The sequence below is a fragment of the Chloroflexus aurantiacus J-10-fl genome (assembly GCF_000018865.1).
In the GTDB taxonomy this organism is placed as follows: Bacteria; Chloroflexota; Chloroflexia; order Chloroflexales; family Chloroflexaceae; genus Chloroflexus; species Chloroflexus aurantiacus.
On sequence record NC_010175.1, the window covers coordinates 4,646,389 to 4,662,636 of the forward strand.

Annotated in this window: 15 protein-coding genes, 1 tRNA gene and 1 riboswitch; of the genes, 11 read left to right on the forward strand and 5 right to left on the reverse strand. The window is 55.8% G+C overall.

The window, feature by feature from the left end:
* Window positions 1-46 precede the first annotated feature (46 nt).
* From CAUR_RS18205 to CAUR_RS18220, 4 genes are all read right to left on the reverse strand, one after another.
* Entirely contained in the window at window positions 47-907 is an 861-nt protein-coding gene (locus CAUR_RS18205) for an FAD binding domain-containing protein (RefSeq protein WP_012259304.1), read from the reverse strand.
* A 55-nt stretch (window positions 908-962) separates the two neighbouring features.
* Window positions 963-3,326, reverse strand: coding sequence for a xanthine dehydrogenase family protein molybdopterin-binding subunit (locus CAUR_RS18210; protein ID WP_012259305.1), 2,364 nt, complete (start codon window positions 3,324-3,326; stop codon window positions 963-965).
* Between the two features lie 44 nt (window positions 3,327-3,370).
* A complete protein-coding gene (locus CAUR_RS18215; protein ID WP_012259306.1) occupies window positions 3,371-3,853 on the reverse strand; it encodes a (2Fe-2S)-binding protein in 483 nt (160 codons plus the stop codon).
* Window positions 3,854-3,978: 125 nt separating this feature from the next.
* Window positions 3,979-4,779 carry an SRPBCC family protein gene (locus CAUR_RS18220; protein WP_012259307.1) on the reverse strand — a complete coding sequence of 267 codons (801 nt, stop codon included), beginning with the start codon at window positions 4,777-4,779 and terminating at the stop codon, window positions 3,979-3,981.
* A 404-nt stretch (window positions 4,780-5,183) separates the two neighbouring features.
* A riboswitch (SAM riboswitch) is annotated at window positions 5,184-5,295 on the forward strand.
* Between the two features lie 101 nt (window positions 5,296-5,396).
* On the opposite strand from CAUR_RS18220, the gene CAUR_RS18225 reads away from it, so the two are divergent.
* The 9 genes from CAUR_RS18225 (at window position 5,397) to CAUR_RS18265 (ending at window position 14,143) form a co-directional block, all read left to right on the forward strand.
* Window positions 5,397-6,692 carry a homocysteine synthase gene (locus CAUR_RS18225; protein ID WP_012259308.1) on the forward strand — a complete coding sequence of 432 codons (1,296 nt, stop codon included), beginning with the start codon at window positions 5,397-5,399 and terminating at the stop codon, window positions 6,690-6,692.
* Window positions 6,693-6,758: 66 nt separating this feature from the next.
* Window positions 6,759-7,895: a homoserine O-acetyltransferase MetX gene (metX, locus tag CAUR_RS18230; protein ID WP_012259309.1), complete on the forward strand. Its 1,137-nt coding sequence runs from the start codon at window positions 6,759-6,761 to the stop codon at window positions 7,893-7,895.
* A gap of 158 nt (window positions 7,896-8,053) precedes the next feature.
* On the forward strand, window positions 8,054-9,049 hold the full coding sequence (locus CAUR_RS18235) for a sensor histidine kinase (RefSeq protein WP_242604973.1): 996 nt from the start codon (window positions 8,054-8,056) through the stop codon (window positions 9,047-9,049).
* Entirely contained in the window at window positions 9,015-9,494 is a 480-nt protein-coding gene (locus tag CAUR_RS18240) for an aminoacyl-tRNA deacylase (protein WP_012259311.1), read from the forward strand. The genes CAUR_RS18235 and CAUR_RS18240 overlap by 35 nt, the downstream gene beginning before the upstream one ends.
* Before the next feature lie 279 nt (window positions 9,495-9,773).
* Window positions 9,774-9,848, forward strand: a tRNA-Cys gene (locus CAUR_RS18245).
* 56 nt (window positions 9,849-9,904) lie between these two features.
* On the forward strand, window positions 9,905-11,059 hold the full coding sequence (locus CAUR_RS18250; RefSeq protein ID WP_012259312.1) for a glycosyltransferase family 4 protein: 1,155 nt from the start codon (window positions 9,905-9,907) through the stop codon (window positions 11,057-11,059).
* A 45-nt stretch (window positions 11,060-11,104) separates the two neighbouring features.
* Complete coding sequence (locus tag CAUR_RS18255; protein WP_012259313.1) at window positions 11,105-11,893, forward strand: class I SAM-dependent methyltransferase; 789 nt, start codon at window positions 11,105-11,107, stop codon at window positions 11,891-11,893.
* Window positions 11,886-12,734 (forward strand): hypothetical protein, encoded by an 849-nt coding sequence (locus tag CAUR_RS18260; protein WP_012259314.1) that lies wholly within the window; start codon window positions 11,886-11,888, stop codon window positions 12,732-12,734. Before CAUR_RS18255 ends, CAUR_RS18260 begins: the two co-directional genes overlap by 8 nt.
* 194 nt (window positions 12,735-12,928) lie before the next feature.
* On the forward strand, window positions 12,929-14,143 hold the full coding sequence (locus CAUR_RS18265) for an AAA family ATPase (protein ID WP_012259315.1): 1,215 nt from the start codon (window positions 12,929-12,931) through the stop codon (window positions 14,141-14,143).
* A gap of 130 nt (window positions 14,144-14,273) precedes the next feature.
* Here the strand turns inward: CAUR_RS18265 and CAUR_RS18270 are convergent, their stop codons facing one another.
* Window positions 14,274-14,537: a DUF4177 domain-containing protein gene (locus CAUR_RS18270; protein WP_012259316.1), complete on the reverse strand. Its 264-nt coding sequence runs from the start codon at window positions 14,535-14,537 to the stop codon at window positions 14,274-14,276.
* Window positions 14,538-14,758: 221 nt separating this feature from the next.
* Between CAUR_RS18270 and CAUR_RS18275 the strand changes: the two genes are divergently transcribed.
* Window positions 14,759-15,436 (forward strand): helix-turn-helix transcriptional regulator, encoded by a 678-nt coding sequence (locus CAUR_RS18275; protein ID WP_012259317.1) that lies wholly within the window; start codon window positions 14,759-14,761, stop codon window positions 15,434-15,436.
* Between the two features lie 32 nt (window positions 15,437-15,468).
* Window positions 15,469-16,248 carry a Fe-S cluster assembly ATPase SufC gene (gene sufC, locus CAUR_RS18280; protein ID WP_012259318.1) on the forward strand — a complete coding sequence of 260 codons (780 nt, stop codon included), beginning with the start codon at window positions 15,469-15,471 and terminating at the stop codon, window positions 16,246-16,248.

The following is a 16,248-nucleotide window of genomic DNA, read 5'->3' on the forward strand; positions in this document are numbered from 1 at the left end:
TAAAAAACCTACCCCTCACTCTTCTTAAGGCTGACCAGCTTTTACTTCACCGCGCCCGCTCAACCGCCTTCAGCAATGCTCGCTTCGTATACACCTTGCACATTGCCCGGCGGTACTCTTCACTGGCGTGAATATCTCCGAGCATGTCCATTCCTTCGCCGGCGTGCGCAGCAGCAGCGGCAATGGCATCAGCACTGCCATCGGTACCAATCAGGGCCTGCTCGACTGCCGGCTGACGCTCGGCTTTGGGGCCGGCCCCGGTAATAGCAACCCGGCAGGCGGTTACCTGGCCATTCTCCATCTTGACGTAGGCGGCTGCACCGACAATCGCGTAGCGGCTGGCCGGGTGGGGGAATTTCGCATAGGCAGCCCCTTCACCGGCGCCAAGGCTATTGAAGGTAATTGAGGTGATAATCTCACCCGGCTCCAGCGCCGTGCTCAGCATATCGGTGAAGAAATCGGCAGCCGCGATTGCGCGAGGGCCGTTCGGGCCTTCGACGTGAATCTGGGCATCGAGCGCCAGCACCACCGCCGGCATATCAGCAGCCGGGTCGGCATGGGCCAGCGATCCGCCAATCGTGCCCCGGTTGCGTACCTGAATATCGCCGATCAGGCTGACCGCTTCGGCCATCACCGGGCATGCTTTCGCCAGCGCTGCATCGTGTTCAATCGCGCTCCAGGTGGTCATGGCACCGATCTCGACGGTACCGTTGACTTTGATGCCACGCAACTCGGCAACCTTGTTGATATCGATCAGGACAGCCGGTGATGCCAGACGTAGCTTCATTGCCGGCAGCAGCGAGTGACCACCGGCCAGAATCTTCGCGTCATCACCATGGCGCTGTAACAGGGTCAGCGCCTCAGCCAGACTGGTTGGCGCATAGTAATCAAATGGGGCTGGAATCATAGCTACTCCTTATGGTGAGCAGGCGCAGGGGAATCCTGCACCTGCCGGCATACACCTACTTCCCGTGGATTGCCTTCCAGATGCGTTCCGGCGTTGCCGGCATCTGGAGATGCTTCACCCCAAACGGTGCCAGTGCGTCAATGATGGCGTTCATCACACACTGCGCCGACGCAATCGTTCCGGCCTCACCCGCACCCTTGACGCCCAGTGGATTGACCGGCGACGGAGTTACGGTGTGGTCGGTTTCGATATGAGGTACCATCGCCGCGGTCGGTACTGCGTAGTCCATCAACGTACCGGTCAGCAACTGGCCATCCTCGTTGTAGACTGCACCCTCATAGAGCGCCTGGGCCAGCCCCTGAGCAATACCGCCGTGGATCTGCCCTTCGACAATCAGCGGATTGATCTGATTGCCACAGTCATCGACCGCGATATAACGCAGCAGTTTGACATGGCCGGTCTCCGGATCGACCTCGACAATACTCACGTGGGTACCGAACGGGAAGGTGCAGTTCGGCGGATCGTAGTAGCTGGTCTCATCGAGGAACGGCTCCATGCCAGGTGGCAAGTTGTAAGCAACCGCCGCTGCCGCAGCGAGTTCGCCAATCGTCTTGGCCTTGTCGGGTGAACCCTTGACGTAAGCCCGGCCATTTTCAAAGACGATGTCCGCTTCATTCGCTTCCAACAGGTGAGCAGCCAGTTTGCGCGCCTTCTCCTTAATCTTATCGACGCTGCGCTTAATCGCCACCCCACCGACTGCCAGCGAGCGTGAGCCGTAGGTGCCGTACCCGAATGGCGTTCCTTGCGTATCGCCCCACTGCACTTCAACATCTTCGTAGGGTACACCTAACTCATCGGCGACGATCTGGGCGAATGTGGTCTCAAGACCCTGGCCGTGGGGGAGAGAACCGGTCGTAACCACGACCTTGCCGGTCAGATGGACACGGACATTCGCACTCTCCCAGAGGCCGGCGCCCCAACCCTGACCACCCATCCAGGCGCTGGGGGCGATGCCACAGATTTCAACATACGATGAGATGCCGATACCGAGATACCGGCCCTGCTTGCGCAACTCTTCCTGCTGCTTGCGGAACTCGGCATAACCGGCAATTTCGAGCGCCTTGTTCAAGGCCGGTTCGTAATTGCCGCTGTCGTAGGGTAGCAGACCGAGACCGTTATCGTAGGGGAAGTCTTCAGGCTGAATATAGTTTTTGCGGCGCACTTCAGCCGGATCCATCCCGATCTCGGCGGCGAAGCGGTCAACCATCCGCTCGATCAGATAGCTGGCTTCAGGGCGACCGGCACCACGGTAAGCGTCCACCATTGCCGTATTGGTATACGCACCGGTCACGTGGACATACGCGGCAGGAATCTTGTAGACACCGGTAATAATGCGCCCGTAAAGCGTTGTTGGAATACCGGCGGCAACGGTCGAGAAGTACGCCCCGATATTTGCCCAGGTCTTCACGCGCAGACCGGTAATCTTACCGTCGCGCGTACCGGCCAGCTCAGCTTCAGTAATATGGTCACGACCATGGGTTGAATACTTATAGTTCTCAGAGCGATCTTCAACGAACTTCACCGGACGGCCCAGCTTACGGGCAGCCCACATGGTGAAGGCCATGTCGTTGTAGCAGAAGATCTTCTGACCGAAGCCACCACCCACGTTTGGCGCAATACAGCGCAGCTTGGTCTCCGGCACCCCGAAGACAAACGCCGTTAAGAGCAGGCGGTGCACGTGGGGAGCCTGCGACGTCATCCAGACGGTCCACTCGCCGGTCGTAGCATCGTAACGGGCAATTGAACCGCGAGTCTCCATCGGGGTGGGAATCAGGCGCTGGTTGATAATCTCTTCCTTAACAACCACCTCAGCGCTGGCAATCGCCGCATCGGCTGCCGCCTTGTTACCACACTCCCATTCAAACACAATATTGTTGGGAGCTGCTTCGTGAATCTGGGGGGCGCCGGGTTCAACCGCCTTACGCGCATCGACAACTGCCGGCAGCGGCTCGTACTCGACCTCAACTGCATCAGCAGCGTCACGTGCAATATACCGATCTTCGGCAACCACCATCGCCACCGGATCACCGACAAGTGCTACCTTATCGACTGCCAGGGCACGTGGCGGAACCGGATAATTCTTCACCCCAGCCGCCTGCCATGCTGCCGGCATTGGATTTATGTCAAGCATATCCTTGCCGGTGAACACCGCAACAACACCCGGCATTGCCAGAGCGCGACTGGCATCAATCGAGACAATCTTCGCGTGGGCGTGTGGGCTACGCACCAGCGCGATATGGAGCATTCCCGGCAGCTTGATGTCGTCGAGGTAATTGCCGTGGCCGGTAATCAGCTTCGGATCCTCACGGCGCTTGAGCGCCCGTCCAACCAATCGCTCCTTCATTTCGGTAGCGGTCATCCTTGACTCCTCACTAGGTTCTGTGTGAACTTCTGTCGGACGGATTAATCAGCGGCCTGCATTGCTGCCATCTTCTCGGCAGCGTAGCGCACGGCACGGACAATATTCTCGTACCCGGTGCAGCGACAGAGATTACCTTCAAGACCGTGGCGAATCTCTTCTTCGGAGGGATTGGGGTTACGTTTGAGCAGATCGGCAGCAGCCATGATCATGCCAGGGGTGCAGAAACCACATTGCAAGCCGTGCTTCTCCCAGAAACCTTCTTGCAACGGGTGCAACTGAACATCCTGAGCCAGACCTTCGATGGTGGTAATCTCGGCACCATCACACTGAACGGCCAACGTTGTACACGACTTCACACTGACCCCGTTAATGTGAACCACACACGCACCACACTGGCTGGTGTCGCACCCAATGTGGGTACCCGTCAGATTCAGATGCTCGCGCAGGTAATGAACCAGCAGCAGGCGGGGTTCGACCTCGCTGGTATGGCGAACACCATTGACCGTGACCGTAATCGTTGTCACTCTCCAACCTCCTCGTTGTCTGCGAAACGAACAACCAGACTAATGTTATGACGGGCGAAAACGGCGGGACAGCGTCGTGAGTGGTGCCGCCCGATCAGGTAAGCTATTGTGATGGTGTCACCTGGTCAGCGTCGTTGACCGAGTAGATAGCCGAGTAAGAAGGCGACGATCACCCAGGGCACCCATGGGCGCTCTTTCAGAAAATCCTCTACTACTCCTAGAGCGACATCAATTTCGCTAAGCCCTTCTCCTGCCGGCACGTGAATCGTGCGGCGGAACGATGGTGTTTCCGGTTGGGCTGAGGCCGGTGCTTCCCTTACCTCGGCGGCAGGTGCTGATGTCGATGCAGCAGGCGCTGAAGCCGGTGCAGATGTAGTGGTTGACGTTTCCGTCGCCGATTCGACAGGTGCTGCCACCGGAGGTGTCTCAGGTGCAGCAGGTGCTGCCGCCGGCTCGGCAACAGCTTCACTGCCCGATCCACCGGCGCGGCGAGCTTCGATCTGCGCTGCCAGCGCCTTCAGACTCTGCGAGATAAGCGTCTTGGCAGCACCATCGAGCAACCGCTGACCAACACTCGCAATTGTGCCACCTATCTGTGCTTCGCCACCGTAGTCAAGGATCGTGTGGCCGTTTTCTTCGCGAAGCTGAATACTACCAGAACCCTTCAGAAAGCCATTGCTTCCTTTTCCATCAACATGAATTTCGTATGACTCAGGTGGGTGCAGATTGTCGATCTTGACCCGTCCACTGTACACACCACGAACGGCTTGCAGACCGATCTTCAACGTACTTTCATATTCATTCTCGCCGACCTGTTCGAGACGTTGACAACCGGGGATGGTGCGAGCCAATACCTCTGGATCATTCAGTGCGGCCCACACCTCCTCACGACTGGCGGCAAATGTGTAATTACCGGCGATCTTCACACTCACTCCTTGTTGACCGGTTCAGATGCACCAAGCCGGACAACCTCTATCGAAGAGCGATCCCTGCTGATCACCTCACAACAGACACAGTGACGGCGATCAGGGTTGCAGCAATAATTCGGTATACGTGCAACGGTGACTATATGTAGCTTCAGATATGGGTTCCATATCTATCCTACCTAATAGTAAATGCTTTGTCAAGGCAAAAGAATGGCGATGCTGGTGCCTGCTTACGAAGTGATACGGTTTGCAAAACCGTGAACCACGCATCGTCCAAAAACTATCTGGTCGCGCATCGGGAATACGCTCCCCAAAATACTTGACAAAGATACGTCGCATAGTTTATATTGGATACCGTTGTATGGTGCAGGCGACACCATCAATGTACCTCAACAACACACACGCACTCATCCAGAGCGGTGGAGGGACCGGCCCGTTGAAACCGCAGCAACCCTCGTATGCGTCGCCGCATACGAACGGTGCTAAGTCCGGCAGAGGTGTTCTGGAAGATGAGCGACGTGGAAGAACGGCTTAGTGCAACGATTTCACGCCCTCATCGCACGTTGAGGGCGTTTTTGTTGCCTGCAATCTGGCTTATCTGTTTTGAGGAGGTTGTTATGTCTGATGCTCCGCGCTTCACCGGTTTTGAAACTCTCGCCCTGCATGCCGGCCAAACCCCCGATCCGACCACTGGGTCGCGAGCTGTTCCTATCTACGCCACCACATCCTATCAATTCAAAGACACAGACCATGCAGCACGCCTGTTCAATCTGCAAGAGTTTGGTAATATCTACACTCGCATTATGAATCCGACCACCGATGTCTTTGAACAGCGGATGGCGGCACTGGAGGGCGGAGTAGGTGCGCTGGCGCTGGCATCGGGGCAGGCCGCTGAAACGCTGGCTATTCTCAACCTGGCCGGAAGTGGCGACAATATCGTCGCATCCTCTGACCTGTATGGCGGCACCTACAACCTCTTCCGTCATACATTACCAAAGTTAGGCATTACGACTCGCTTTGTTGATGCCCGTGATTACGATGGCTTTGCCGCTGCGATTGATGGGCGTACCAAAGCCTTCTTCCTCGAATTAGTCGGCAATCCACGGCTTGATGTGCTCGATCTGGAGCGCATTGCCGCAATTGCGCATGCGCAGGGTGTGCCGGTCATCGTCGATGCGACCACGGTCACACCGTACCTGTGGCAACCGATCCAGCACGGCGCCGATATTGTGATTCACTCGGCAACCAAGTACATTGGTGGTCATGGCACGGCTATCGGAGGCATCATTGTTGACAGTGGTAAGTTTGATTGGGCAGCCAGTGGCCGTTTTCCCGAATTTACCAATCCCGATCCGAGCTATCACGGCCTGATCTATACCCAGGCTTTCGGCAACCTGGCGTACATTATCAAGGCACGAGTGCAAGGGCTACGCGACATTGGGGCTGCGCTTAGCCCATTTAACAGCTTCCTGTTCCTGCAAGGGCTGGAGACGTTGCCACTCCGGATGGAACGACACAGCAAGAATGCGCTGGCAGTGGCCCGTTATCTGAGTGAGCATCCCAAAGTGGCGTGGGTCAACTACCCCGGTCTTCCCAGCCATCCAAGCTATGCCCTGGCTCAGAAATATCTGCCGCGTGGGCAGAGTGGGATTGTTGGCTTCGGCCTGAAGGGTGGGCGTGCCGCCGGACGTACCTTCATTGAGCGGTTACGGCTCTTCTCGCACCTCGCCAATATTGGCGATGCCAAGAGCCTTGCGATCCATCCGGCAACCACCACCCACAGCCAGTTGACGCCGGAAGAACAATTGCTGACCGGCGTGACCGACGATTATGTCCGGCTCTCGATTGGCCTGGAGACGATTGACGATATTCTGGCCGATCTTGATCATGCCCTGGCAGGAACCCCATCATAGTGTTGGATCAGAGAGCAACGACAACGGCGTCGCTGCTCTCTGATACCGGCAAGGAGCAACGACAATATGGAAGCAATTGTGCAGGCGCCAACCCCAGAGGGGGTTGGCATTGTGCGTACTCAACGGATGCATTGGACAACCCCCCTGACCCTTACGAGCGGAGCGACGTTAGGTCCGATCACTCTGGCGTATGAAACCTACGGTGAACTGGCTCCGGATCGCTCGAATGCCATCTTGATTCTGCACGCTCTGTCTGGCGATGCCCACGCTGCCGGGTTTCACAGTCCAACCGACCGCAAACCCGGCTGGTGGGACGCAATGATCGGGCCGGGTCGTCCGTTTGACACCAATCGTTACTTCGTGATCTGCTCAAATGTGATCGGCGGCTGCCGTGGCTCAACCGGCCCGTCAAGTCCACACCCGTCTGATGGACGACCTTACGGTTCACGCTTTCCCCTTATCACCATTGAAGATATGGTGCATGCGCAACAGCGTCTGATCGATGCGCTGGGCATTGATACCCTGCTTGCCGTGGCGGGTGGCTCGATGGGTGGATTTCAGGCACTGGCCTGGACAGTAGAGTATCCGCAACGGGTGCGTGGCGCCATCCTGCTGGCTACCAGTGCCCGCTCTAGCCCCCAGACTGTGGCCTGGAACTATATCGGTCGGCGGGCAATTATGGCCGATCCGCGCTGGCGAGGCGGTGATTACTACGATAGCGATGCGCCACGTGATGGGCTGGCAGTAGCCCGCATGCTCGGTCACATCACCTATCTGTGCGAAGAAAAACTGGAACAGCGGTTTGGCCGTCGGGTTGATGGTGATGCGCTCGATTTAGGGCCACGGTTTGCTATCGAACACTACCTCGAACATCAGGCGGCGCGCTTCAACGACCGCTTCGATGCCAACTCGTACCTGGTGATCACGCGGGCGATGGACAACTGGGATCTGACAGCACGGTATGGATCGCTGACAGCCGCCTTTGATCTGACCCGTGCCCGTTTTCTGGCCCTGGCGTACAGCAGCGATTGGCTCTACCCACCGGCAGAAACGTATCAGATGGCGGCAGCCGCGCAAGCTGCCGGTCGTTCATTCACAACCCATCTGATTACCACCGATGCCGGGCATGACGCATTCCTGACCGATGTCGCAGCGCAGAGCGAGCTGATCCGCGATTTTCTGAACAGACTGATGACAGAATAGTATGGCGTATGGGTTGTTTTTTTAATAGTTTTTTTATGACTCATCCGGTTGCGCATGCACTGATCTACTACATATAATGTATAGGCGTCATCGGCACCGGATAGAGGGCACCCTTGAAACGTTCCAGAAGGCTGCTGACACAGTGGTTGCGGTTGCCTGTGGCTAAACGGCTCCTCATTGCAGGAACGCCGTTCATTATGTTATTTCTCGTGTATGGTGTGGTATGGGAATATCGAGGGTGGGGTGTAGTACTAACAATCCTTACCATCATTCTGATGATCGGGTTGTGGCAATATTTCCAGCATCGGATCACAATCCAGCAACAGCGCATCCGCGAACTTGAGCAAGAATTGGCAGATGCTCAGGCTGTAGCTGCTCTCGCAACCCGTACCAAAAGTGCGTTTCTGACAAACATCAGCCACGAGTTACGGACACCGTTAAACACGATTATTGGTTATAGTGAATTGTTACATGAAGATGTGCTTGATGAGCGACTCGCCGTTGATGAGGTGCGTGAGCGGCTGGAGCGCATTCAGGCTGCGGCCAGGCAGTTGTTGAGCCTGATCAACGACATCATCGAACTGGCGCGGCTGGAGGCCGGTGATGTTCCGTTGAATTATGAACCATGGCCAATCGGGTTACTGATTAAAGAGGTTTGCGCCACGATTGAGCCACTGGTAGAACAGCAACAGAATCGCCTCGTGGTTGATGTACAACCAGACCCTGAGATGGTTGTTCACATCGACCGTAAAAAGGTTCGTCAGGTGTTGTTGCACCTCCTGGATAATGCCGTAAAGTTCACCCGGCAGGGCGAAATCAAATTCATCGTTACAATTCGGCGAAGTGATGATGGAACTGAATTATTGATCTGTAACATCAGTGATACCGGTGTCGGCATGACTGCACAACAACTCGATCTGCTATTTGCACCGTTTACCCGCTTCGATGAACCACTCACGCAGCGATCCAGTGGTGTCGGTATCGGTCTGGCCATTGCTCACCGGTTATGTCTCCTAATGAATGGAACGATTGCCGTTACCAGTCAGCCCGGTAGCGGTACAACGTTCTTGATTACGCTTCCCCTGCCTTCTGATCAGACTGACACCCTGAGTGACACCTATGACTACCAAACTGAACTCAATGCGTCTTCTTGAACGTCATCACATCGCGTACACTGTGCATGAGTACGAATACAACGATGCATACGACGCGCAAACAATTGCCCGGATGATCGGGGTGCCGGCAAGTCAGGTATTCAAGACCCTCGTTGTTGGTGGTGCCGGTGTGCGACCAATTCTGGCAATGGTTCCGGCTGACGCACAACTGTCACTGAAGCGCCTGGCAGCGCTGATCGGCGTCAAATCGCTTGATCTACTCCCGCGCGCCGACGTCGAGCGTCTGACCGGCTTACAAATTGGCGGGATTGGTGCGTTGGCGTTAACCGCAAAAGGGTGGACATCGTACCTCGATGAGTCTGCACTGCAATATCCGGTCGTGTATGTCAATGCCGGAAAGCGGGGCATACTTCTCGGATTAGCACCAACCGAACTGGTGCGCGTGGTAGGGGCAAAGGTTGGTGCAATTGCTGAACGAGGATAGGGAGGGAGTTTCCTGCCGGAACTTCGGTCTGGTTCAGGCCCTTGCAGAAGAGGATGTGTTTGGTATCGATAGTTGATACCTGCGGGGCAATCGGCTACGATGCCGCCTCAATTCTATCAAGTCTCTCTGGGGCTTTGGTCGAGACAGAACTGCGTCGGCTGCGTGGTGATGCGTAGAGTCCTATACAAGTTCCAAATCACCCTGGTACACTGGAACAGTCTTTGCCGGACTGATGTCCGAGTTGCACGGATAGCCGGCCTGTGCTAGAATACGGGCGATGGCGACGTAGCAAAGTGGTAATGCAGCGGTCTGCAAAACCGCCATTCGCGGGTTCGATTCCCGCCGTCGCCTCCAGATGAAGTCCGTAACGAGAGGTTAATTGCCTCTCGTTCTTTGTTTCACGACAGAACATGCGAATACTCTGTGCCCTGACCTACTATCGTCCCTACACCAGTGGTCTTACCATCTATGTTGAACGACTGGCTCGTGGCCTGGCCCGTCGTGGTCATCAGGTGACGGTGCTGACCTCGCAGTACGATCCGAGTCTGCCAAAGCTTGAATGGCTCGATGGTGTGCGTGTGATTCGTGCCCCAGTCCTGGCCCGGATTAGCAAGGGTGTGCTGATGCCAACATTTGGCTGGCTGGCAACCCGACTCGCTCTCGAACATGATGCGATGAGTCTCCATTTGCCGCAGTTTGATGCACCGGGACTGGCGTTACGCGGTCGTCTCTTGAAACAGCCGGTTGTGCTGACATACCACAGTGACCTGAAATTACCCCCCGGTATGTTGAACCGGGTAGCCAATCGCGTGGTTGACGTTGCCAATCAGGCGGCTGCTGCACTGGCAACTCGCATCGTAGCGTATACGCAGGACTTCGCCGATCACTCACCGTATCTTCGGCGCTGGCGCACAAAAGTGACTATCATCCCGCCGCCGGTTGAGGTAGCCGAGATTCCGGAGTCAGAGATTGACGCATTTCGCCGACGCTGGAATCTTCAGGGGCCGGTGATCGGCATGGCTGCCCGCCTGGCGGCTGAAAAAGGGGTTGAAGTGCTGTTGGCAGCACTCCCGCGCATCCTGGCCGTGTATCCGACGGCACGTGTTCTCTTTGCCGGGCCGCACGAACATGTCCTCGGCGAAGAGGCATACGCTCGACGGCTGGCACCGCTATTTGCCCAATTTCGCGATCACTGGACATTTCTCGGCACCCTCGATCCACGGGAGATGGCAGCGTTTTTTCCAAATCTCGATGTACTGGTCGTGCCATCGCTCAACTCAACCGAAACCTTTGGTCTGGTACAGGTCGAAGCAATGCTCTGCGGCACACCAACGGTTGCCAGTAACCTACCCGGTGTACGCCAGCCACCACTGATGACCGGTATGGGGAAGGTCGTCCCAATTGGCGATGCAACTGCGCTGGCCGAAGCTATTCTTGAGATTATTGGTAATCGCACCGCTTATGTACGGCCACGCGAAGAAATAGCAGCGCTCTTCAGTACAGAGCGTACCGTCATTGAATACGAGAACCTCTTCCGCCAGTTAGGAGTCGCCGACCGGGTATGAACGCGGTACAATACCTTCGATAGACTCTCGATGAAGGTTGCTGATATGCCTGACTACTTACGACCACATTTGCTCACATTGCCCATACATCGGGCGATGATCCGTTCTATAGAAGCACGACTGTTTGCTGAACTGGCACCTGATTTGCCGGAACCCATCCTTGATATTGGCTCCGGTGACGGAACATTTGTTCAGATTTCTCTGCCCAACAAGCGGATCATTGGTATTGATCCACGCAAAGCCGACACGCACGAAGCGGCACGGCGAGGTGTTTATGCAGCATTGTGTGTGGCCGATGGTGCTGCCCTACCGTTCGCTGATCAATCGTTTGCTGCGGCAATCTCAAATTGTGTGCTTGAACACGTACAGCCGCTTGATCAAACCCTACGGGAAGTGGCACGAGTTGTTCGTCCTGGAGCCCCGTTTGTTGCCTCAGTCGTGGGTGATCGTTTCCCACGGGAATTACTCGGCACGTGGCTGCTTGATCGGTTGGGATTTGATGGTAGTAGCATCTATGGACGCTGGTTCAACCGTATTTCATATCATTACAACACGCTCAGCAGAGCTGAATGGACAGAACGCTTTACCCGTGCAGGCTTCACCGTAGAGGTCTGCCGACCATATATGAGTGATGCAGCCCTAAAGTTGTTTGATCTCAGTCACTACTACGGTGCGCCGAGCCTGATCACACGTGCGCTAACGGGGCGCTGGTTGATAGCACCACCCTTTACGCCTAATCTCCTGTGGGAACCGATCCTGCGTCGGATTTATGAGGCACCTGCGCCAGCCGATGCACCATGCTACTTTTTTGTTCTGCGGAGGCGTCATGACTGAATCGACGATGACGGCTGCTGAATTGACTGCTGCCGGAAGAGCGGCATTAATCGCCGGCGACACCGTAACTGCACGGTTGCGGTTTCGCGAAGCGCTCGAAATTGATCCCAACTACGTGGAAGCGCTTCTGGGGATGGCCGCCGCCGTGCGGCCATATCGCGACAAGCGTGAGTACCTTCTGCGCGCACTGGCAATTGATCCCAACCTGGCCGAAGCACGAGCAACTCTGGAACAGGTAGAGGCAAGACTGGCAGCGGGTGAATTACTCGCACCCACCGGCGTACAGGTGCGTGAGCAGAGTGAGACCGCGGTCGTTACAGAACCTTCTGAATCACCAGCACCGCCTGAAACGGAGACGCTATTCTGCTATCGCCATCCGCAACGCGAAACCGGGTTGCGCTGTATTAGTTGTAGTCGTCCGATTTGTCCAGAGTGTGCCCGCGCTACGCCGGTCGGCCAGATCTGCCCGGACTGTGCCCGAGAGCGGATGCCGGTGAACTATCAGGTAGCTCCCATACAGTTACTGATCGCCGGAATTGTTGCGCTTTTGTACGGGGTGATCGTCACCTTTGTTGCCGGGGTCGTGATTGGCTGGGCTGGATTTTTTGGCTTCATTGTCGCCTTCCTGCTCGGCCCGATGACCGGCAATGCGCTTGCTCGCCTGATCGACTGGGCGACCGGACGTAAGCGAGGCCGCCTGCTCATGGTTGTGGTAAGCGTCGCTTACTCGTGCGGTTCACTGCCGTACATTGGACTGATCATCTTATTGGGAGGTTTTCCACTCGTCTTGCTCTTCTACTCGATCATTGTGGTAACCACAGCGCTGGCGTGGCTGCGTTGATAACAATTTCCTCATCATCAACCAAACGCAGGGGATAGTGGTACAATAAAGCTACATATTATCGTTTAAGAGTAGGAACATTGGCCCTGCGCGGGTGAGAGCCGATTCCCAGTATTGCGCGGCACAAGGCAGCGCTTCACCCGGCACTGGCACAGGTGCATCAGCAAAAGCCGGTAGCTGTCAGGGGAGGCGTTATGACAGAAGAGCGCACCATGAAACTGGCCATCCGCGGTGATAAAAATCCTCTTGATCTGGTAGAGAAACGTCTACGCGAACAGATTTTTGGCCAGGAACGCGCCATCGAAAGCGTGATTCGCGTCTTAAACCGTTCACGGTTCGGGTTTTCAGCAGGCAATAGCCGTCGTCCGCGGGCGACACTCCTCTTCCTTGGCCCGACGGGCGTTGGCAAAACAGCTACTGCCCGGGCACTGGCCGAACTGCTCCGCCCGGATGGCAGTGCATTTCTCAAGATTGACTGCTCGCTCTTTAGCCAGGGCCACGAGGTGAGTGCACTGGTTGGTGCGCCGCCGAGTTATGTAGGGCGCGACCAGAAACCGTTGCTCAATCCCGACATTATCGAACAAGAGAACAGTGTTGTCCTATTCGATGAGATCGAGAAGGGACAACCTGAACTGTGGAACCTCCTGTTGCAAGTGATGGAAGATGGCGAGATTCTTCTGCTCAATGGTGGCCGACGGGTGAGTTTTCAGCAGAGTATTGTTATTTTCACCACCAATGTCGGTGCTAAAGAGATGGTTGATTTTCTTGATCGGCGCACAATTGGATTCCGTACCCCCCATAAAGATGTTGAAGCGACCGGCCGTGAAATCTATCAAATCGGGTTTGAAGCCTTGCAAAAGGTCTTTCAGCCGGAATGGATCAACCGGCTCGATGAGATTATTGCATTCCGCCCGCTTTCTGCCGAAACACTCAGCCATGTATTCGACCGGATGATTGCCGAATGCAATCAACAATATCTCCGCTATGCCATTCAATTGCGCGTCACACCCGAAGCAAAGGAGTATCTCCTCAATAAAGGGTTTGATTCGCGTTTTGGCGCTCGGCCACTGCGACAACGCATCTTGAAAGACATAGAGTCGCCCCTGTCCGATCTTCTTGCCTCGGGCGGTATCCCTGCCGGTAGCCTGGTCGAATTGCGCTACACCGGCATTGATCAGCACGGGCAGGCGCTGGAGTTCTACTATACCGAAGCACCAGAATTGATTGAGCGTGCGGAAGAACTGCGTCAGCGCGACCTGCAACGGATCGCTGTTGGGCAGAGTGACGGCCCCCAACCACCAAGTATCAGCCTGACCCACGAACGCAGTAATGCAGCCGAAGGGGGTATTTTCACCACACGCGGCCCACGAGTCACACCACGCCGCGATCCTCACTTTGGCGACAAATGAGTCCAGTATCGCAGCACATTGAAGAGGGCAGGCTGACAACCTGCCCTCTTCAGTACAACCGTGCTTGAGCGACACCGTATGGTTCAGATCACCGATACACCCCGTCGCGCCGACCGATAAACGTCCACTTTCACGGCGCATTCGGATTAGGACGACGGGCGACTGACAGATCGGGTTCAGCACCATCGGCCAGAGGTCGTTTGAGAATGACGTAACTGCGTCCCGGCATCACTGCCTGTACCCCACACACCTCCCAGCCATCAGCGCCCAAACCGTTGAGGAAACGCCGGGCAAACCCGGTATTACGCTCGCCTGCTTCCGGGTAACTCTCCTGACCTTCAACGGAAACACGCTGCCACGCCTCGACAAACACCACCTTGTACTCCCAGCGCATACTATCTGCTCCTGTGTTAGGCAACGGGTGACCGTGGCGCCGGTCGCCCGTTGCGTCCGACGTGCCCCGGTCTGTCGGGCACACATGCAGTGTAGTACTGATTTCACGTAATGTCAATTACACAATTACACATCTGAAATAAAAAAGGTTTTTGGTTTTTTTATTGACAATAGACTGAAATGCTGGTAGACTGTACAGTAGTAGTTCGGAGTAGTGCGACTATGGATACCACACGTTACCCGTCCGACAGTCCAGCCGGCATCATCTTACGCTACTTACAGCGTCATGCCAGGGCCACAGTAAAAGAACTTGCTGATTTGATCGGTGTCAGTACGACAGCCGTTCGCGATCATCTTGTGCATTTACAGGCCGAAGGCATGGTCGAGGTTACCAGTGAGCGAAGTGGGCCGGGTCGTCCGCGATTGGTGTATAGCTTGTCTGAAAAGGCTCAAAAATCCTTCCCCAAGCAGTATGATCGGCTCATCAGCACCTTGCTGCGCGAGCTGATCGAGCTGGAAGGGGAGGGCAAGGTCGAGCAGTTGCTTGATCGGGTCAGCCAGCGCCTGGCGAGTGAGTATGCCGACCGTATGGCAGGCTCAGATGTAGCTGCACGCCTGAATGAGCTGCGGGCATTACTTGAACAGCGTGGCGTGCCGGCGGAAATTGATCCGGAAGGCGATGTGTTACGCCTGTTCGCCTGCCCGTACTACGATGTGGCAGCCGATTATCCCGAGGTCTGTTCAATGGAGCGGCGGATGATCGAGTATGTCCTGGGCGAGAAGCTGGTGCTCGAAGATACGATTCGAGCCGGAGCGCATAATTGCCGCTTCGTCCTGCGTCCACAAGATATTCCGCTGACCATGACACCTCCGGCTGCTGATCCGACGACTGAGGTATAAGCCTGTTGTAGTAAATCTGTATCGAGGAGTCCATGAGCAACGATCTGATCATCAAAGATCTCTACGCCCGGATTGGCGACAAAGAGATTCTGCGCGGTGTCAATCTGACCGTGCGCCAGGGCACAGTTCACGCCATTATGGGGCCGAATGGCAGTGGCAAGAGCACTCTGTCATACATCATCGCCGGTCATCCATCCTATGAGGTGACCGGGGGCGAAATCTGGTACAAAGGCCACAATCTGCTCGAACTCGAGCCGGATGAGCGCAGCCGCCTGGGTGTCTTCCTCGCATTCCAGTATCCGGTAGCGGTGCCGGGTGTGACGGTGGCGAATTTCCTGCGTTCGGCCATTAACGCGCACCGTGCCGAGGAGGGCAAAGACCCCAAAGAGACGGCAATTCCCGCCGCCGAGTTCCGCAAACTGTTGCGTGAGGGCTTGAATCTGCTCGATATGGACGAGAGCTTCGCCCGTCGTTATCTCAATGATGGCTTTAGCGGTGGCGAAAAGAAGCGGCTTGAGATTTTGCAGATGATGTTGTTAAAGCCAACAATGGCTGTACTTGATGAGACTGACTCAGGTCTTGATATTGATGCGTTGCGGATCGTTGCCAATGGTGTCAATCGGCTGGCAGGGCCGCACATGGGGGTCCTGGTGATTACCCACTATCAGCGCCTGCTGAATTACATCAAGCCCGACGTGGTCTCGGTGATGATGGATGGCCGGATCGTCCGCGAGGGTGGTCCTGAGCTGGCGCTGGAGCTGGAAGAGAAGGGTTACGATTGGCTCCGCGAAGAGCTGACCGGTGCAGCATAG